Source organism: Aureimonas ureilytica DSM 18598 = NBRC 106430 (assembly GCF_000382705.1).
Taxonomy (GTDB): domain Bacteria; phylum Pseudomonadota; class Alphaproteobacteria; order Rhizobiales; family Rhizobiaceae; genus Aureimonas; species Aureimonas ureilytica.
The window spans coordinates 335,520-352,852 of the sequence record NZ_ARQE01000001.1; the positions used below are offsets into that span (position 1 = coordinate 335,520).

Annotated in this window: 18 protein-coding genes; 7 read left to right on the forward strand and 11 right to left on the reverse strand. The window is 69.0% G+C overall.

Features of this window, described 5'->3' with window-relative positions; translation table 11 throughout:
- Positions 1–174: 174 nt before the first annotated feature.
- Complete coding sequence (locus tag B146_RS0101570; protein ID WP_019994653.1) at positions 175–1,737, reverse strand: glucan biosynthesis protein; 1,563 nt, start codon at positions 1,735–1,737, stop codon at positions 175–177.
- Positions 1,738–1,957: 220 nt separating this feature from the next.
- On the opposite strand from B146_RS0101570, the gene B146_RS0101575 reads away from it, so the two are divergent.
- Positions 1,958–3,091 carry an epoxide hydrolase family protein gene (locus B146_RS0101575; RefSeq protein WP_040408176.1) on the forward strand — a complete coding sequence of 378 codons (1,134 nt, stop codon included), beginning with the start codon at positions 1,958–1,960 and terminating at the stop codon, positions 3,089–3,091.
- Between the two features lie 4 nt (positions 3,092–3,095).
- Here the strand turns inward: B146_RS0101575 and B146_RS0101580 are convergent, their stop codons facing one another.
- The 4 genes from B146_RS0101580 to hisF form a co-directional block, all read right to left on the reverse strand.
- The gene (locus tag B146_RS0101580; RefSeq protein WP_019994655.1) at positions 3,096–3,410 is read right to left on the reverse strand and encodes a PilZ domain-containing protein; all 315 of its coding nucleotides are present in this window, start codon (positions 3,408–3,410) and stop codon (positions 3,096–3,098) included.
- 147 nt (positions 3,411–3,557) lie between these two features.
- Entirely contained in the window at positions 3,558–4,517 is a 960-nt protein-coding gene (gene coaA, locus B146_RS0101585) for a type I pantothenate kinase (RefSeq protein ID WP_019994656.1), read from the reverse strand.
- Between the two features lie 5 nt (positions 4,518–4,522).
- Positions 4,523–4,852, reverse strand: a complete 330-nt coding sequence (locus B146_RS0101590) for a phosphoribosyl-ATP diphosphatase (RefSeq protein WP_026358236.1) — start codon at positions 4,850–4,852, stop codon at positions 4,523–4,525.
- 62 nt (positions 4,853–4,914) lie between these two features.
- Positions 4,915–5,718 carry an imidazole glycerol phosphate synthase subunit HisF gene (gene hisF / locus B146_RS0101595; protein WP_019994658.1) on the reverse strand — a complete coding sequence of 268 codons (804 nt, stop codon included), beginning with the start codon at positions 5,716–5,718 and terminating at the stop codon, positions 4,915–4,917.
- Positions 5,719–5,960: 242 nt separating this feature from the next.
- Between hisF and B146_RS0101600 the strand changes: the two genes are divergently transcribed.
- The gene (locus tag B146_RS0101600; RefSeq protein ID WP_019994659.1) at positions 5,961–6,503 is read left to right on the forward strand and encodes a DUF4142 domain-containing protein; all 543 of its coding nucleotides are present in this window, start codon (positions 5,961–5,963) and stop codon (positions 6,501–6,503) included.
- Positions 6,504–6,585: 82 nt separating this feature from the next.
- Here the strand turns inward: B146_RS0101600 and hisA are convergent, their stop codons facing one another.
- The 4 genes from hisA to hisB are packed head-to-tail and all read right to left on the reverse strand — an operon-like array spanning position 6,586 to position 9,209.
- Positions 6,586–7,323: a 1-(5-phosphoribosyl)-5-[(5-phosphoribosylamino)methylideneamino]imidazole-4-carboxamide isomerase gene (hisA, locus tag B146_RS0101605; RefSeq protein ID WP_019994660.1), complete on the reverse strand. Its 738-nt coding sequence runs from the start codon at positions 7,321–7,323 to the stop codon at positions 6,586–6,588.
- Positions 7,323–7,976, reverse strand: coding sequence for an imidazole glycerol phosphate synthase subunit HisH (gene hisH, locus B146_RS0101610; RefSeq protein WP_019994661.1), 654 nt, complete (start codon positions 7,974–7,976; stop codon positions 7,323–7,325). The genes hisA and hisH overlap by 1 nt, the downstream gene beginning before the upstream one ends.
- On the reverse strand, positions 7,976–8,587 hold the full coding sequence (locus B146_RS27490; protein WP_019994662.1) for a DUF2628 domain-containing protein: 612 nt from the start codon (positions 8,585–8,587) through the stop codon (positions 7,976–7,978). Before B146_RS27490 ends, hisH begins: the two co-directional genes overlap by 1 nt.
- Before the next feature lie 13 nt (positions 8,588–8,600).
- Positions 8,601–9,209, reverse strand: a complete 609-nt coding sequence (hisB, locus tag B146_RS0101620) for an imidazoleglycerol-phosphate dehydratase HisB (RefSeq protein ID WP_019994663.1) — start codon at positions 9,207–9,209, stop codon at positions 8,601–8,603.
- Between the two features lie 357 nt (positions 9,210–9,566).
- On the opposite strand from hisB, the gene hslV reads away from it, so the two are divergent.
- Positions 9,567–10,130, forward strand: a complete 564-nt coding sequence (hslV, locus tag B146_RS0101625; protein WP_019994664.1) for an ATP-dependent protease subunit HslV — start codon at positions 9,567–9,569, stop codon at positions 10,128–10,130.
- A gap of 62 nt (positions 10,131–10,192) precedes the next feature.
- Here the strand turns inward: hslV and B146_RS0101630 are convergent, their stop codons facing one another.
- Complete coding sequence (locus B146_RS0101630; RefSeq protein ID WP_019994665.1) at positions 10,193–10,522, reverse strand: CsbD family protein; 330 nt, start codon at positions 10,520–10,522, stop codon at positions 10,193–10,195.
- A gap of 247 nt (positions 10,523–10,769) precedes the next feature.
- Between B146_RS0101630 and B146_RS0101635 the strand changes: the two genes are divergently transcribed.
- From B146_RS0101635 to B146_RS0101650, 4 genes are all read left to right on the forward strand, one after another.
- Positions 10,770–11,801 carry an aldo/keto reductase gene (locus B146_RS0101635; protein ID WP_019994666.1) on the forward strand — a complete coding sequence of 344 codons (1,032 nt, stop codon included), beginning with the start codon at positions 10,770–10,772 and terminating at the stop codon, positions 11,799–11,801.
- 4 nt (positions 11,802–11,805) lie between these two features.
- Entirely contained in the window at positions 11,806–12,522 is a 717-nt protein-coding gene (locus B146_RS0101640) for an SDR family NAD(P)-dependent oxidoreductase (protein WP_019994667.1), read from the forward strand.
- A gap of 119 nt (positions 12,523–12,641) precedes the next feature.
- Complete coding sequence (locus B146_RS0101645) at positions 12,642–13,784, forward strand: AAA family ATPase (protein WP_019994668.1); 1,143 nt, start codon at positions 12,642–12,644, stop codon at positions 13,782–13,784.
- A gap of 136 nt (positions 13,785–13,920) precedes the next feature.
- Positions 13,921–14,742: a potassium channel family protein gene (locus B146_RS0101650; RefSeq protein ID WP_040408179.1), complete on the forward strand. Its 822-nt coding sequence runs from the start codon at positions 13,921–13,923 to the stop codon at positions 14,740–14,742.
- Between the two features lie 22 nt (positions 14,743–14,764).
- Here B146_RS0101650 and B146_RS0101655 read toward each other — a convergent pair whose 3' ends face one another.
- The gene (locus B146_RS0101655) at positions 14,765–17,254 is read right to left on the reverse strand and encodes a heavy metal translocating P-type ATPase (protein ID WP_019994670.1); all 2,490 of its coding nucleotides are present in this window, start codon (positions 17,252–17,254) and stop codon (positions 14,765–14,767) included.
- Positions 17,255–17,333: the final 79 nt, after the last annotated feature.

Consider the following 17,333-nt stretch of genomic DNA (forward strand, 5'->3'; position numbering starts at 1 on the left):
AAACCCTGTGCCAATGCCGGACGCGAGGGTTACGTGCAAAGCGCGATCATTTCAATGCTCGCCTAAATTCGCCGCGAAGCGGTTCGGGCGCGTGAACGGCCTTCCAATCCGCGCCGAACCTCAAGGGCACAGGGATGCGGGGGACGAGGCTCGCGCCCCACCCCCCTCGCAGCGTCAGCTCCGGGGCGCGGGAAGCGGCAGGAACTGGTAAGCCCAGGTTTCGGTCAGGATCGTGTCGCCCTGGCGCAGGAACAGGCGCAGCTCCACCGGATCGCCGCCTTCGGCCGTGACGTCGAAGGTCACGCGCCAGGCGGTGCCGACCTTGATCGAATAGGCGTCGATATTGCTGAGCGTGCCGCGCGAGGCGGTGACCACCGGCTTCACGCCCTTGGCGAAGCGGTCGAGCCCGGCGACGAGGCCGCCGTCGAAATCCACCACGATCTTGGTGACGCCCGCCGGGCGGGCCTGACCGGCCACGCCGCCGCGCCCGAGGCGCGTCGCCACGACCTTGCCGACATCGCCCGGGAAGGGCTCGGCATTGGCCCAGTAGAGATCGTAGTCGATGCTGATCGCATCGCCCTTCTTCACCGGCTTCTCGGACAGCCAGTAGGCGGCGATGTTGTCGTGGATCTCGTCGTCGGTCGGGATTTCCACGAGCTGCACGGCGCCCGGCCCCCAGTCGCCCTTGGGCTGGACCCAGACGCTGGCGCGGCGCTCGTAGAACACGCCGTCATCCTCGTAGTTCTTGAAGTCGCGGTCCCGCTGCAGAAGGCCGAAGCCCTTGGGATTGTTGGACGTGAAGGTCGAGGTCATGACAGAGTTGGGGTTGTTGAGCGGGCGCCAGATGCGCTCGCCCGCCCCGGTCCAGAGCGCCAGACCGTCGGAATCGTGGACCTCCGGCCGCCAGTCGATGCGGCGCTGCTTGTCGGTCTCGGAATACCAGTACATCGAGGTCAGGGCCGCGATGCCGAAGCGGGCGATGTCGTCGCGCGCGAAATAGCGGGCCTGGATGTCCATGACGATCGGCCCGCCCTTCTTGACGTCCATGCGCAGGACGCCGGCGACGCGGGGGCTGTTGAGCGCGCAGGTGATGACGAGGCGCCCGTCCGCCGAGGGCTCCAGATAGAAATCCGTGAAGCGCGGAAACTCCTCGGGCGTCGGCATGGCGACGTCGATGGCGAGCGCGCGGGCGGACATGCCGAACTGGTTGTCCTCGCCGGACGTGCGGAAATAGGCGGCGCCCAGAAAGGCCAGCCAGTCCGCTTCCGAACCCGGCTCCAGAACGCGGAAGCCGGCAAAGCCGATATCGCCGGGGAGTTCCTTGGCGGGGCTGTCGTCGGGAATCTGGAAGAGGTTCGGGTCGTAGCGCAGCGTGCGCGCCTGTCCGTTCTCCACGACATGGATGCCGACCGGCAGCTTGAAGTAGCGGCCCAGATGGAAGAAGCGGATCGGCGCCTTGCCGTCGTTCAGCTGGAGGGTGTTCTCCGCCTTGTACTTGATGCGCCAATGCTGGTCGAAATCGATCCGCTCCAACACGTCGGCGGCGCGCGGCACTTCGGGCACATAGGCCTGAGCGGCGAGCTGGCGCTGCTCCTCGACCAGCCGGTCGAAGGAGAAGGGGCGCGGCGCGTCGAAGGTGAGGCCGCTGTCCTGCGCCAGGGCCAGCTTGGTCTTGCCCGCCAGGCCGAGCGCGGCAAGACCCATCATGAGGTCCCGTCGGTTGAGGTCGATCGTCATGCGCGGTCAGGTCCCTTTCGCGAAGTCGGGCGGCAGTAGGGCGAAGGTCGGGTCATGTCAACACGGAGCCAAGGTTTGCCGCGACGAGAAAATGGGGCGGCGGGCCGTGGTGGAAAGATCGAACGGGACCCTGCCGCCGCGCGCGCCGTTCGGTGGCGCTCATCGGTGCAACCCGAGCGCCTCCTTCCTCGTCTCCTTCGCGGACACGAGGATCGCCCCCATGACGCCGTTCGAGATCGACTGGACGCCCGAAGCCTTCGAAACCGTGCGCGAGCGCGTGCGGGCCTTTGAGTTCGCCCCCGCGCCGCCCGGCGAGGGCTGGGCCATGGGCTGCGACCCCGCCTTCCTGCGCGAGATGCGCGATCACTGGCTGGCGCATTACAGGCGCGAAGAGGCGCTGGCGCGGCTCAACCGCTATTCGCAGTTCCGCGCCACGATCGACGGGGTGGGCCTGCATTTCGTGCATCTGCTCGGCGAAAGCGGCGGGCGGCGCCCGCTTCTCCTGACGCATGGCTGGCCGGGCTCGTTTCGCGAGTTCTGGCGCGTGGCCGAGCCGCTCGCCTATCCCTCGCGCTTCGGCGGCCGGTCCGAGGACGCCTTCGATCTGGTGATCCCGAGCCTGCCGAATTTCGGCTATTCCGACCATCCGACTGAGACCGTGGACCAGGCCCGCACGGCCGATCTCCTCGACCGGCTGATGCGCGAGGTTCTCGGCTACCGGACCTATCGCGCCCATGGCGGCGACTGGGGCGCGCTCGTCACCTCGCTTCTGGCGCTGCGCCACCCCGAAAGCCTCGAGGCGATCCATCTCACCATGGTCTTCCCGCAGCCCGAAGGCGAGCCGGCGAGCGAGGGCGAGCGCGACTGGGCGGCGCGGATGCGGGAGATCGAGCGCGAGATGGGCGCCTATCGCCACCTTCAGGGCTCCAGGCCGCAAAGCCTGTCCTGGCTGGTCGGCGAGGACCCGATGCGGCAGGCGAGCTGGATCTGGGAGCGCTACCACGACTGGTCGGACCAGCGAACGCGGCCCTTCGAGGCGGTGTTCACGCCGGACGAGCTGATCGACACGGCGATGATCTATCATCTGACCGGGGCGCTCCATTCCTCGATCCGCTATTACAGCGAGGCGGCGCGCAAGGGGCTTCGGCAGTTGAGGCCGGGCGAGCGGATCGAGGTGCCGACCGCCTTCGCCTGCTTCCCCGGCGATCCCCTCCATCCCTGGCCGCCGCGCTCCTATGCGGAGCGGGGCTTTGCCGTATCGCGCTGGACCGAGATGCCCTATGGCGGCCATTTCGCGGCGCTGGAAGCGCCCGGCCTTCTGGTGACGGACCTGCGCGAATGGGCGCGGGGATGAGGGGTTAAAAGGAAGCGCGGCGCCACCTCTCGAAACCCGCGCCGCCCGCCGCTTCGCCGGCCTCGTCGCCGGGATGCCGAAAGCGCAGGCCGTAGATTTCCATCGCGCGCCAGACCACCTCGGCGTCGTAGAGGCGGTTCGTGCGGTCGACGCGCAGGGCGATCCGGCGGCCGGGCAGGGCGCCTTCGGGCAGGCGCACCTGCGCACCGGTTTCCGACAGGTCCCGGATATGGACGCTCAAGACCGGGTCGCTGAAACCGGCGGTGACCGAGCCCTGGTAGCACACGCGCCGCCGCGCCTTGGCCCTGCGTTCCAGCATCCCGCCTTTCCTTTCGTCCCTCGGTTGGAGTTCTGAACGAGAACACAACCAAGGAATGAAAGATCGGAGCCCGCCTTCGCAATCTTAAATCTTGGTTATGGTTAAGGGAGAGGCAGGACCTCGCCGCATCCGCCCCCGCCGCGGCGCTCAGATGTTGCGCAGCGCCACTTCCTCCACGAGATGGTCGCCGCCCTTGCGCAGGATCAGGTCGGCGCGCGGCCGGGTCGGCAGGATGTTCTCGTAGAGATTCCGCTCGTTGATCGTCGTCCAGAGCCGGTTGGCGACCTCGAGCGCTTCGTCTTCCGAGATTTTCGAATAGCGATGGAAGAACGAGGCTTCCTCGCGGAAGGCGGTTTCGCGCAGGCGCATGAAGCGCGCGACATACCAGCGGTGCAGGTCCTCGATATCGGCGTCGATATAGATCGAATAGTCGAAGAAGTCCGACACGAAGGGAATGAACTTGCCGTCCTTGGGCATGTCGCGGACCTGAAGCACGTTCAGCCCCTCGAAGATCAGGATGTCCGGCTGGTCCACCGTCACCTGCTCGCCCGACACGACGTCATAGACGAAATGCGAATAGACGGGCGCCGTGACGCGGGGCACGCCGGCCTTGATGTCCGAGAGGAAGCGCAGGATGGCGCCGACATCGTAGCTTTCGGGAAAGCCCTTGCGCTGCATCAGCCCTTCGGCTTCCAGAACGGCATTGGGAAACAGGAACCCGTCGGTCGTCACGAGATCGACCTTGGGCGTGCCGGGCCAGCGCGCCAGAAGCTCCTTGAGGATACGAGCCGTGGTGCTCTTGCCCGCCGCCACCGAGCCGGCGATGCCGATCACGAAGGGCGTCTTGGTCTGCTCCGAGCCGCGCAGGAAGCGGCGGCGCTGGCGAAACAGGGTCTGCGAGGATTCCACATGCGCGTAGAGAAGGCGCGACATGGCGAGATAGATGCGCTCCACTTCGCCCAGATCGATCCGGTCGCCCATCGAGCGCAGGCGGCGCACCTCGTCCTCGCTGAGCGTCAGCGCCTCGCGGCCCCGGAAGGTCGCCCATTCCGCCGCCGAGAAGAAGCGATAGGGCGAATGCGCGGGATTGGGCAGCCGCGTGTCCATCGCGCTCAAGCCCCGGCGAGCGGGCGCGCCGCCTTTTCCTGAAGCCCGGTCTGCGCCGTGCGGCGCTGCAGCTCGTCCATCACGGAGGCGAGCGGAAGCCCACGCAGGTGGAGCACCACGAGGAGATGGTAGAGAAGGTCGGCCGCTTCGCCGGTCAGCGCCGCGTCGTCCTCGCTGATCGCCGCGATCACGGTTTCCACGCCCTCCTCGCCGAGCTTCTGCGCAGCTTTCGGCAGGCCGCGCGCGGCGAGCTTGGCGGTGTAGGAAGTGGGGTCGTCCGAGCGGGCGCGCGCGGCGACGATGGTTTCGAGCTCGGCAAGCGTGAACATCGTCAATCAGATCCGGGCAGGGGGTTCGGTCCGGCGGCGGATCGCTTGGGGCGGTCCGCCGGGCGGGGTCAGGAAGCGCGCCGCGCGGCCGGGGCCGCGTCGAGACGCATGGGAATGCCGGCCTTGGCCATGTGATCCTTGGCTTGCGCGATCGTATAGGTCCCGAAGTGGAAAATCGAGGCCGCGAGCACCGCCGCCGCGCCGCCCTGCAACACGCCGGCGGCCAGATGATCGAGCGAGCCGACGCCCCCCGAGGCGATTACCGGCACGGACACGGCGTCCGACACGGCGCGCGTCAGCTCGATGTCGAAGCCCGCCTTGGTGCCGTCACGGTCCATGGAGGTGAGAAGGATTTCGCCCGCGCCCAGCGCCACGACGCGCCGCGCGAACTCCACCGCGTCGATGCCCGTCGGCGTGCGCCCGCCATGGGTGAAGATTTCCCAGCGCGATACGTCTTCGGGGCTGGACACACGCTTCGCGTCGATCGCGACGACAATGCACTGGTTGCCGAACTTGTCGGCGGCCTCGGCGACGAATTCCGGCCGCTTCACCGCCGCCGTGTTGATCGAGACCTTGTCGGCCCCGGCGAGCAGCAGCTTGCGGATGTCGGCGACCTCGCGCACGCCCCCGCCCACCGTCACCGGCATGAAGCAGGCTTCCGCCGTGCGGGCGACGACGTCGAAGATCGTCTCGCGATTGTCGGAAGAGGCCGTGATGTCGAGAAAGCAAAGCTCGTCCGCCCCGGCCGCATCGTAGCGCCGCGCCGCTTCCACCGGGTCGCCGGCATCCACCAGCCCCTCGAAATTGACGCCCTTGACCACCCGGCCGTCCTTGACGTCGAGACAGGGAATGATGCGAGCCTTCAGCGTCATCGCGCGAACCTTATCCGGGCAACCGGGAATGGGGCGACATCTCGTCCCCGTCGCCGGTGCTTATCGCCGGGTCGGGGCGAAGGCGCAAGCGCGGCCGAAGCCTTGCCCCCCGCTCCTGTCTCACGTGAAACAGCGTGTCTGGCTTAACAAAAGCTGAAAGCTCTTTCGGAACGGGGCCGGAAACGGTCCGTTTGCTCCTCGAACGCCGGCGCGGCGCCGGTTCTGAGATTTCGAGGATTTCCATGAAGAAGATCATTGCTTTGGCGGCCCTGTCCACCCTGCTCGCCATGCCCGTCGCGGTGCAGGCCCAGCAGGCCGTGACGCCCGCCGCCGGCTCGCCGACCAAGATGAAGGCGGCGACCACGCAGGACGAATTCGTGCCCATGGCCGTCTCGTCCAACATGTACGAGATCGAATCGAGCCGCATGGCGCTGGAGAAGTCGCAGAGCGCCGAGGTGAAGCGCTTCGCCCAGCACATGATCGACGACCACACCAAGGCCACGGCCGAGCTGAAGGCCGCGCTGGCCTCCGGCCCGAAGACGGCGATGCCCGAGCGCCTCGACCCCAAGCACGAGCGGATGCTCGAAGAGCTGCGCGCCGCCTCCGGCACCCAGTTCAACGCGCTCTACATCCAGCAGCAGGGCGCCGCGCACGAGGAATCGATCGGTCTGTTCCAGGGCTATGCCGAGAACGGCGAGGCGGGTCCGGTGAAGGATTTCGCGGCCAAGACGCTGCCGACCCTCGAAATGCACCGCGACATGCTCGCCAAGGTCAAGGCGTCCTGAGCGAGCGGCCCTAGGCGATAGAAAAAAGGCAGGCGCTCGCGGGGGCGCCTGCCTTTTCGCATTCGAACTCCGGCGAGTCCCGTCAGGCCCGGGCCAGCCGCGCCAGCGCTTCAGTGGGGTCGATGCGCCCGTCATAGAGCGCGCGGCCGCTGATCGCGCCTTCCAGGATCGCGGCGTCAGGGCCGGCCAGACGCTCGATATCCTCCATCGAGGCGAGGCCCCCGGAGGCGATCACCGGAATGCCGACGGCGCGGGCGAGCTCGATGGTCGAATCCCAGTTGATGCCGGCGAGAATGCCGTCGCGGTCGATATCGGTGTAGATGATCGCGGACACGCCGACATCCTCGAAGCGGCGGGCGAGGTCGATGGCCGTCAGCGTCGAGGATTCCGCCCAGCCTTCCACCGCGACATAGCCGCCCTTGGCGTCGATGCCGACCGCGACGCGCCCCGGAAAGCGCTGCGCGGCTTCGCGCACCAGATCGGGATCGCGCACCGCGACCGTGCCGAGGATGACGCGCGACAGGCCCTTGTCCAGCCAGCGCTCGATATCCTCCATCCGCCGGATGCCGCCGCCGAGCTGCACCTTCATGTCGGTGCCGACCGCACCGAGGATCGCGTCCACCGCGCCGGCATTCACCGCGCGCCCCTCGAAGGCGCCGTTGAGATCGACGACGTGAAGATGCGTGAAGCCCTGCGCGCGAAACGCCTCGGCCTGATCCGCCGGATCGGCGTTGTAGACCGTCGCCTCCTCCATCAGCCCGAGCTTCAGGCGCACGCATTCGCCATCCTTCAGGTCGATGGCGGGAAAGAGAATGGGCATCAGGGCTTCCACTTCAGGAAGTTGGCGATGAGGGCGAGACCGAGCGTCTGGCTCTTTTCGGGGTGGAACTGCGTGCCGACCTTGTTGCCATTAGCGACGATCGCCGTGACCGGGCCGCCATAGTCGACGGTCGCGATCACCTGGGCCTCGTCGCGCGGCACGAGGTGGTAGGAATGGACGAAATAGGCGTGCAAGCCGCCTTCGCCGGTCGGAATGCCCTCGAGGATCGGATGGGCGTGGCGCAGCTCGATCGTGTTCCAGCCGATCTGCGGCACTTTCAAGCTGGCATCGCTCGGCACGATCGGCTCGACATCCCCGGAAATCCAGCCGAAGCCTTCTGTGATCGTCTTTTCCAGCCCGCGCTCGGCCATGAGCTGCATGCCGACGCAGATGCCCAGGAACGGCCGCCCTTGCGTGTCCACGGCGTGGCGCAGCGCCTCTTCCATGCCCGGCACCGCGCGCAGGCCCGCCCGGCAATCGGCATAGGCGCCGACGCCCGGCAGAACCACGCGGTCGGCCCCGCGCACCACCTCCGGGTCATCCGTCAGGCGAATGTCCATGTCGAGACCGGCCTCGAGGGCGGCGCGCTCGAAGGCCTTGGTGGCTGAGCGCAGATTGCCCGAGCCATAGTCGATGATCGCAAGTGTCGGCATCAGCTCTTGTCCGAAAGGGGGGAGGGGGCTGGCCCGAAGGGGCGGCTCTCGTCGGAAGTCAGGGGCGCGGCAGGGGAAAGACCGTGGGTTCGAATCCCATCCTCTCCGCCAGCCGCCATGCGCGCATAATAGCGGATTTCGGCCTCGGCCCGGTCGCTCGCCATCAGGGCCGCCGTCTCGCGCCAGCCCTGCCGCCGAAGCTTCCAGGCCTTGAGGCTCGGGCCTTCCAGCGCCACGAGAAGCCCGATCAGAAGCGGCAGCACGGCGGCGGCCAAGCCGAAGCCCGTCGCGCCCGCCTGCCAGCCGATCAGGACCTCCAGCGCGAAGACGGCGATGGCGGCGAGAAACAGGCGCTGCCACAGAAGCCAGATCACGGGAACCACGAAGGCGACGAGCGAAAACCCATCACGCAGAAACAGCGCCTTCTCGCTGGCCGCAAAGCCCGTTCGACCCTCCGGCCGGATCGGCTCCGCCGGGGCGTTCGCGCCGTCGGCCTCGACCGCGTCCGCCGCCTCGCCGGCCCGCGCGATCCCGCGCCCGTCCTCCACCGACGCGTCGTCCCACTCGCTCTCGGCCGGGGCCGGCGGCTCGAAGACGCGAAACCGCTTCATGTCAGCCGGTCCGTCATGCGAGGACGCCCTTGGTGGAGGGCACGAGATCGGCCTGTCGCGGGTCGATCTGCAAGGCATCGCCCAGCACCCGCGCCACCGCCTTGAAGCAGGTCTCGGCGATGTGGTGCGAGTTCTCGCCGTAGAGCGTCTCGATGTGCAGCGTCAGTCCGGCGTTCATGGCGAAGGCCTGGAAGAACTCGCGCACGAGCTGCGTGTCGAACGTGCCGATCTTCTCGGTCGGAAAGCGCGTGCGAAACACCAGAAACGGCCGGCCCGACACGTCCACCGCCGCGCGCGTCAGGGTCTCGTCCATCGCCAGATCCAGCGAGGCATAGCGCCGGATGCCGCGCCGCTCGCCCATCGCCTGCCGGATCGCCTGACCCAGCGCAATGCCGACATCCTCCACCGTGTGATGGTCGTCCACATGCAGATCGCCCTTGGCCTCGACCCGGATGTCCATGAGCGAATGGCGCGCCAGATGGTCCAACATATGGTCGAAGAAGCCGACGCCCGTGGAGGTCGTCGCCCGGCCCTGGCCGTCGAGATCCACATGAACGCGGATCTGCGTCTCCTTCGTCGCCCGATCCACCGCCCCGTCGCGCCGACCCGCCGTCACGCCCATGATCCTGCCCCTTCGTCTTCCACTCCCGGGCTTCCTACAGGGGCCGAGGCCCGTGTGCCAAGGGGCGTGATGGTGGATGGGCGAGGGCAGGGGCGCTGCCCCTGCACCCCGGCAGGGGAAATGATTTCCCCTGCACCCCTCCACTCTCTTGGCGCATGTGTCCGAGATTGGGCGGGGCCGCTGGCCCCGCCCAATCTCGGAAAGAAGGTCCCAAAAGAAAGGAAGGGTTCGGGAAGCCCTTCCCGAGCGGGGCCCGGGGCGGCAGCCCCGCCTTCGACATCCGCCATCGCCCCCTTGGCGCGCGGGCCCTCGGCCACCCATATGGGGCCGTGAGTTCGAGACAAAGGGCATGAGACCATGATGGAGCGGCACGATCCCGCGCAGATGTATTCCACGACGATCGTGACCGTTCGCAAGAACGGCAAGGTCGTGGTGGCGGGCGACGGGCAGGTTTCGCTGGGCAACACGGTGATGAAGGGCAACGCGAAGAAGGTGCGCCGGCTCGGCAAGAACGGGCAGGTGATCGCGGGCTTCGCGGGCGCGACGGCGGACGCCTTCACGCTCTTGGAGCGGCTGGAGGCCAAGCTGGAGCAGTATCCGGACCAGCTGACGCGCGCCTGCGTGGAACTGGCGAAGGACTGGCGCACGGATCGTTATCTGCGCCGGCTGGAGGCGATGATGATCGTCGCCGACAAAAGCGTGACGCTGACGCTGACCGGCAATGGCGACGTGTTGGAGCCGGAGAATGGCGTGATGGCGATCGGCTCGGGCGGCAATTATGCGCTGGCGGCGGCGCGCGCGCTGGCCGACACGGATTTCGGCGCGGAGGAGATCGCGCGCCGCGCGATGAAGATCGCGGGCGAAATCTGCATCTACACCAACGGCAACGTGGTGCTGGAAAGCCTCGACGCGGACGCGTGAGACGAGCGGCGGGGCCGAGGCGTTGCGCCCGGCCCCGCCGGCTTCGAGATGACGCCCAGCTCTTAGTCGCGGTCGCGCGCGATGAGGCCGAGAACGAAGCCGATCAGGCCGGCGACCAGCAGGGCGGAGAGCGGGTTCTGATGAACCTTGTGGCGAACGACCTTGCTGCCGCGTTCGGCATAGGCGCCGGCGTTCTCGTAGAGGTCGGAAGCGTAGTGCGAGGCATCGCGCAGTGCCTCGCGGCCCTGACCGTAGAGGTCCTGCGCGGCGCCTTCCGCCTGGCGAAGCCGGCCTTCGGCGGCGTTCTTGTCGGAGCCGAACGCATCCCCGAACGCGCTCTGCAGCTTGCCGCCCAACTCGCGCGCGCTGCCTTCGAAACGATTTTTGTCCAACGCTCCGTACCCCTTGTGACGAATTCGCGGGTTCACCTGTCGGTCTGAAACTCGTTAGTCGGGCATTGGTTCGCCCGCGCGGCCCGTCTTTTGAAAGATCGTTGGCCTGCAAGATGGTTGGGCGGGCGCGCATTCGACGCCCTTCCCGCTGTCATCCGCGCACCCTAAGTCGGCCCTGCAATGGCTGGACGGGCGCGTGCCGCTGTCTGGCCGAAGAAAATGTCTGGCCCGGAGAAGGAGCGCCCCCATGGAGTATCGTCGGTTCGGACAATCGGGCCTGAAAGTGCCCGCTCTCAGCCTGGGAACGGCGACCTTCGGCGGGTCGAACGAGTTCTTCCAGCGCTGGGGCGCGACGGATGTGGCGGACGCCGCGCGCATGGTCGATCTCTGCCTCGACCATGGCGTCAACTTCTTCGACACGGCCGACATCTATTCCGGCGGCGTGTCGGAAGAGGTGCTGGGGCAGGCGCTGAAGGGCAAGCGCGAGCGCGTCCTGATCTCCACCAAGGCGACGTTCCGCAACGGGGAGGGACCGAACGAGGTCGGCTCCTCGCGCCACCATCTGGTGCGCGCCTGCGAGGCGAGCCTGAAGCGGCTGGAGACCGACCATATCGACGTCTATTTCATGCACGGGTTCGACGCCTCGACCCCGGTGGACGAGACGCTGCGCGCGCTGGACGATCTGATCACGGCCGGCAAGATTTCCTATATCGGCGCGTCCAACTTCTCCGGCTGGCACCTGATGAAGTCGCTGGCGACCTCCGAGAAATACGGGCTCGCCCGCTATGTCGCCTATCAGGGCTATTATTCGTTGATCGGGCGCGACTACGAATGGGAGCTGATGCCGCTCGGGCTCGACCAGGGCGTCGGCCTCATGGTCTGGAGCCCGCTCGGCTGGGGCCGGCTCACCGGCAAGATCCGGCGCGGGCAGGAGAACAAGGGCGGGCGCATCGCCTCGGGCGGCGCGGTCGGCGGGCCGCCGGTCTCGGACGAGTATGTCTATGACGTCGTGGACGCGCTGGACGCGGTGGCGGCCGAGACGGGCAAGAGCGTGTCGCAGGTCGCGCTGAACTGGCTGCTGCAACGGCCGGGCGTGTGCAACATCGTGGTCGGCGCGCGCAACGAGGAGCAGCTCAAGCAGAATCTCGGCGCGGTCGGCTGGAGCCTTGCGCCCGAGCAGATCGAGCGTCTCGACAAGGCCTCGCATCGCGAGCCCGTCTATCCCTATTGGCACCAGAAGGATTTCGACGAGCGCAATCCCAAGCCCACGCGCTGGTAGGCGCATGAGCGCGAGCGCGTTTCGCCGGGCCGTCGTCGTCGGCGCGTCGGGGGGCGTCGGCGGCGCTCTGGCGTTTGCGCTGGCCGAAGGGGGATCGGAGGTCGAGGCCTTCTCGCGCTCCGGCCGCGCGCCGGATCATCCCCTGATCCGGCCGGGGTCCATCGACCTTCTCGACGAAGCCACGATCGCGGCGGCGGCGGCGCGGGTGAAGGCGGGCGGCGCGCCGGACCTCGTGATCGTCGCGACCGGGCTTCTGCATGGCGAGGGCGTGCAGCCGGAAAAGACCTGGCGGCAGATCGAGCCGGACGCCTTCGCCCACCTCTTCGCTGTCAACGCGACCGGGCCGGCGCTGGTCGCCAAGCGCATGCTGCCGCTTCTACCGCGCGAGGGGCGGGCGGTCTTCGCCGCGCTCTCGGCCCGCGTCGGCTCGATTTCCGACAACCGGCTCGGCGGCTGGGTCGGCTATCGCGCGTCCAAGGCGGCGCTGAACATGATCGTGCGCACGCTGAGCCTGGAGCTGAAGCGCACCCACCCTGCCGCGCTCTGCGTGGCGCTGCATCCCGGCACGGTGGAAACCCAACTCAGCGACCCGTTCTCGCGCAACGCCGCGCGCGTGACGCCGCAGGCGGCGGCCGGCCATCTCCTGCGCGTTCTCGCCACGCTCACGCCGGACGAGAGCGGCGGCTGCTTCGCCTGGGACGGACAGCCGATCCCGGCCTGACAGGCGCGCGTCGCGGGCGCGTTCGCTCGCGAGGGGCTTGCCGCTTCCGGATGGCGCTGTTCTTCTGCAAGCCCTTGCAGGGGTGAATGCGGTCCGGGCGCAGGCGCGAGGAGCCTCCGATGATCACGACACTCGCCGTCGCCAACTATCGCTCGCTTCGCGATCTCGCGATCCCGCTCGGGCGGCTGACGCTGGTGACGGGCGCCAACGGCAGCGGCAAGACCAGCCTTTATCGCGCGCTGCGGCTTCTGGCCGAGATCGCGCAGGGCCGGCTCGCCGCGACGCTGGCGGGGGAAGGGGGCTTCGGCTCGGCGCTCTGGGCGGGGCCGGAGACGATCGGCCGGGCCATGCGGGAGGGCCGCGTTCCCGTTCAGGGCACCGTGCGCTCAGGGCCGGTGAGCCTGCGGCTCGGCTTTGCCGGCGAAAGCTATGGCTATGCGATCGACCTGGGCATGCCGAGCCCCGAAAACCCCTTTCCGCTCGATCCTGTCATCAAGGGCGAGGCGATGTGGACGGGCGAGCGCCTGTCGCGCGTCTCGCTCTTTGCCGAACGGCGCAACGCGCTCGTGCGGCTGCGCGCCTCGGACACCGGCGCATGGCGCGACGCGCTGGACGATCTCTCGCCCTTCGACAGCATGGTGACGCATTGCGCCGATCCGGCGGATGGGTTCGAGCTTCTGGCGATGCGCGAGCGCATGCGCGACTGGCGCTTCTACGACGCGCTGCGCACCGACCCGGACGCGCCGGCCCGCCGCCCCGGCCTCCTGACCTACACGCCGGTTCTCGCCGGCGACGGCGCCGATCTCGGGGCCGCGATCGCCACGATCCGCGCGATCGGCGATGCATCGGCGCTGGACCGGACGATCGAGGCCGCCTTTCCCGGCTCGAGCCTCGAGGACGATCCGACCGGCCTCCGGCTTCGCCAGCACGGGCTTCTGCGCCCGCTCGGACCCTCTGAACTGTCCGACGGAACGCTGCGCTTTCTGCTTCTCACCGCCGCGCTCCTGTCGCCGCGCCCGCCCGAGCTGATGGTGCTGAACGAGCCGGAAGCGAGCCTTCATCCCGCGCTCATGCCCCCGCTCGCGGAGCTTCTGAACACCGCCGCGCGACAGACGCAGATCGTCCTCGTCAGCCACAGCGCGGCGCTGGTCGAGGCGTTGCGCGAGACGGGCGGCTGCGCTGAGGTGCGGCTCGACAAGAGCTTTGGCGAGACGCAGGCGCCGGATTGCGAGCGGCCGGTCTGGACCTGGCCGAAGCGCTAGCGAGCCGCTTGGCTCGCTCGCAGGCGCTCCGAACAGGCGCGAGGCTGGCGACCTCTCGGCGGCGCTGACGGGAAATGCGCGGGCCCGCCGCCCGGCGGCCATGGCGAGCCCCCGGTCGCTCCGCTACATCGCCTCCATGGTCGCTCCGCATCCCCCCGTCTCGTCGCCGTCCTCGGCCAAATCCGCTTCCCACCGCGCCGCGTGGCGCGACCGGCTGCGGGAGCTCTATATCGGCGAGGAGGCGCGGGACGTCCGCTTTCAATGGGCGGTCGGGATCGTCGATCTGGCGATCATCGTCTTCTTCATCTTCGCGCCCGTCCTTGCCGAGGAGCCGAGCTTTCTCTGGATCGACTATTCCGTCGCGGTGCTGCTGATCCTCGATCTCGGCACGCGGGCGCTCGCCGCGCGCTCCTTCCGCCGCTGGATCGCTCGGCCGACGGTCTGGGTCGATTTCATCGTGCTCGCGACGCTGCTCGCCCCGCTCTGGCTCGCCAATCTCGGCTTCCTGCGCATCCTGCGGCTCTGGACCCTGTCGAAGAAGGACCTCTTCTGGCGCTCGCTGCGCCGGCGCGGCTATCAGGAATGGGAGGATGTCGGGCGCGCCGCGATCAATCTCCTGACCTGCCTCTTCGTCATCACCGGCTTCGTCTACACCGCCTTCGCGCAGGAGGGGTCGGGCATGGAGGGCTATGTCGACGCGCTCTACTTCACGGTCGCCACCGTGACGACGACGGGCTTCGGCGACATCACCCTGCCGGGCACGGCCGGCAAGCTGACCTCGATCGTCACCATGATCGTCGGCATCTCGCTCTTCGTTCGCTTGGCGCAGGCCCTCTTCAAACCCTACAAGGTCTTCTTTCCCTGCCCTCAATGCGCGCTGCAGCGGCACGATCCGGACGCCGTCCATTGCAAGGCCTGCGGCCATATTCTCGCGATCCCCGACGAGGGGGCGGATTGACCGCGCTGTTTCACGTGAAACGTCAGTCGCCCCGGCCAGAGCGCAGGCCGTTGAGGAGAACCAGCGTGCTCGACAGGCCCATCGCGGCGGCCGCCCAGACCGGCGAAAGCAGAAGGCCGAAGGCCGGATACAGCGCGCCGGCGGCGACCGGGATCAGAAGCACGTTGTAGCCGAAGGCCCAGCCGAGATTCTGGCGGATATTGCCGAGCACCGAGCGCGACAGGCGAAGCGCGCGCGGCACGTTGCCGGGCGAGGGCGCGACGAGCACGATGTCGGCCGCCTCGATCGCGACATCGGTGCCGGAGCCGACGGCCATGCCGATCTCGGCGGCGGCGAGCGCGGGCGCGTCGTTGATCCCGTCGCCCACGAAGAGCACCGGCCCGTGCTCGCGCTGAAGCCGGCGGATCGCCTCGACCTTGCCCTCGGGCAGGACCTCGGCGACGGTCTCGTCGATGCCGAGCTTGCGGGCGACGGCCTCGGCCGTGCGCCGGTCGTCGCCGCTGACGAGCGCCGTGCGCAAGCCCTCGCGCTTCAGGGCGGCGATGGCGTCGGCCGCCTCCTCGCGGATCGGATCGCTGACGGCGAGAAGCGCCGCGAGCTGGCCGTCCAGCGCCAGGAAGAGCGGCGTCGCGCCGCTCTCGGCCAGCGCTTGAGCCTGTGCATCGAAGGGGGCGGCGTCGAGCCCCAGCCGCTCCATGAAGCGCCTCGCGCCGATCTCGACCCGCCGTCCCTCCACCTCGGCTCGCAGGCCAAAGCCGGGCAGCGCTTCCGCGCCGGTGACGGGCGCGAGCGCGAGGCCGCGCGCCTTGGCGGCGTCTAGCAGCGCATGGGCGATCGGGTGTTCCGAACGCGCTTCGGCGGAGGCGGACAGGCGCAGGGCCTCGTTCGCGTCGAAGCCGGGCGCGGTCTGGATGCGCTCCAGCGTGGGGCGGCCGAGCGTCAGCGTTCCCGTCTTGTCGAAGGCGACGATGCGGGCGTCGCCGAGCGCCTGCAGGGCTTCGCCGCGCCGGAACAGAATGCCCTGACGCGCCGCGCGGCCGGTGCCGACGAGGATCGAGGTCGGCGTCGCCAGACCCATGGCGCAGGGGCAAGCGATGATGAGGACGGCGACGGCCGCGCTCAGCGCGTGGGGCAGGGCGGGCGTGGGGCCGAGCGCCAGCCAGAGCGCGAAGGTGGCGAGCGCGGCGGCGATCACGGCCGGCACGAACCAGAGCGTCACCCGGTCCACCAGCGCCTGGATCGGCAGCTTGCCGCCCTGCGCCTCTTCCACCATGCGCAGGATGCCGGAGAGAACCGTGTCCCCGCCGACCTTCTCGACGCGCAGGGTCAGCGCGCCCGCGCCGTTCACCGTGCCGCCCGTCAGCGCCGCGCCGCTCTCCTTGCGCACGGGCGCGGGCTCGCCGGTCAGCATGGCCTCGTCCACGAAGCTCGCGCCCTCCTCGACCCGCCCGTCGGCCGGCACGCGCTCGCCGGGGCGGATCGCCACGAGATCGCCAGCGCGAAGCGCGTCGATGGGAACGCGCTGGCTCTGGCCGTCCGCGCCGATCCGCTCGGCCTCGGCCGGCTGGAGCTTGGCGAGCGCGCGGATCGCCTGACCCGTCCGGCCCCTGGCGCGCGCTTCCATCCAGCGGCCGATGAGCACCAGCGCGACGATGACGCTCGCCGCCTCGTAATAGACATGCACGGCCTCGGCCGGCAGAAGCGCGGGCGCGAAGGTCGCGACCAGCGAATAGGAATAGGCTGCGAGCGTGCCGATCGCGACCAGCGAGTTCATGTCCGGCGCGCCCTTGATGAGGAGCGGCAGGCCGATGCGATAGAAGCGCAGGCCGGGGCCGAAGAGCACGAGCGTCGCCAGCACGGCCTGGATGCGCCAGCTCGTCTCCATGCCGATCGTGCCGGCCACGGCGTGATGCAGAGCGGGCACGAGATGGCCGCCCATTTCCACGACGAAGAGCGGCGCGGCCAGCGCCAGCGCCAGAAGCGCGCGGTGCTTGAGGCCGCGCGTTTCGGCGTCGGCGCGGGCCGCGCGCTCGTCCCGCCTCGCTTGCGGCGGCGTGTCGCCTTCGAGGCGCGCGTCGTAGCCGGCCTCTTCCACGGCGGCGACGAGATCGGCCGGGGCGAGCGCGGGCGAGGCCGTGACATGGGCCTGGCCCGTCGCGAGGTTGACCGTGGCTTCGCCGACGCCCGGCAGGGCGCGGAGCGCGCGCTCGACGCGGCCGACGCAGGACGCGCAGCTCATGCCCTCGACGCTCAAGGCGATCCGGCGCGGCGGCACGTCGTAGCCGGCCTCCTCGATCGCCCGGACGGCGGCGGCGGCATCGGCCTCACCCGCAAAGCGCAGGCTGGCCTCGCCGGTCGCGAGATTGACCGAAGCCTCGGTGACATCGGGCAGGGCGCGGAGCGCGCGCTCGACGCGGCCGACGCAGGAGGCGCAACTCATGCCTTCGACCGGCAGCGTGAGCCGGGAGGGCGAGGCAGAGGAAAGATGCCGGGTGGGAAGGGTTTCGTTCATGGCTCGGGCGTCCGACACTATCGCGATCACAGCTCCTGGACAGGGCCGCCCATCTCAAATGGAAGCCTCCCGCGCGGGA

Bases quoted from the DNA above. Each gene is read 5' to 3' on its own strand.
- B146_RS0101570 (WP_019994653.1), bottom strand. From the start codon at position 1,737: ATGACGATCGACCTCAACCGACGGGACCTCATGATGGGTCTTGCCGCG.
- B146_RS0101575 (WP_040408176.1), top strand. From the start codon at position 1,958: ATGACGCCGTTCGAGATCGACTGGACGCCCGAAGCCTTCGAAACCGTG.
- B146_RS0101580 (WP_019994655.1), bottom strand. From the start codon at position 3,410: ATGCTGGAACGCAGGGCCAAGGCGCGGCGGCGCGTGTGCTACCAGGGC.
- coaA (WP_019994656.1), bottom strand. From the start codon at position 4,517: ATGGACACGCGGCTGCCCAATCCCGCGCATTCGCCCTATCGCTTCTTC.
- hisF (WP_019994658.1), bottom strand. From the start codon at position 5,718: ATGACGCTGAAGGCTCGCATCATTCCCTGTCTCGACGTCAAGGACGGC.
- B146_RS0101600 (WP_019994659.1), top strand. From the start codon at position 5,961: ATGAAGAAGATCATTGCTTTGGCGGCCCTGTCCACCCTGCTCGCCATG.
- hisA (WP_019994660.1), bottom strand. From the start codon at position 7,323: ATGCCCATTCTCTTTCCCGCCATCGACCTGAAGGATGGCGAATGCGTG.
- hisH (WP_019994661.1), bottom strand. From the start codon at position 7,976: ATGCCGACACTTGCGATCATCGACTATGGCTCGGGCAATCTGCGCTCA.
- B146_RS27490 (WP_019994662.1), bottom strand. From the start codon at position 8,587: ATGAAGCGGTTTCGCGTCTTCGAGCCGCCGGCCCCGGCCGAGAGCGAG.
- hisB (WP_019994663.1), bottom strand. From the start codon at position 9,209: ATGGGCGTGACGGCGGGTCGGCGCGACGGGGCGGTGGATCGGGCGACG.
- hslV (WP_019994664.1), top strand. From the start codon at position 9,567: ATGATGGAGCGGCACGATCCCGCGCAGATGTATTCCACGACGATCGTG.
- B146_RS0101635 (WP_019994666.1), top strand. From the start codon at position 10,770: ATGGAGTATCGTCGGTTCGGACAATCGGGCCTGAAAGTGCCCGCTCTC.
- B146_RS0101640 (WP_019994667.1), top strand. From the start codon at position 11,806: ATGAGCGCGAGCGCGTTTCGCCGGGCCGTCGTCGTCGGCGCGTCGGGG.
- B146_RS0101645 (WP_019994668.1), top strand. From the start codon at position 12,642: ATGATCACGACACTCGCCGTCGCCAACTATCGCTCGCTTCGCGATCTC.
- B146_RS0101650 (WP_040408179.1), top strand. From the start codon at position 13,921: ATGGTCGCTCCGCATCCCCCCGTCTCGTCGCCGTCCTCGGCCAAATCC.
- B146_RS0101655 (WP_019994670.1), bottom strand. From the start codon at position 17,254: ATGAACGAAACCCTTCCCACCCGGCATCTTTCCTCTGCCTCGCCCTCC.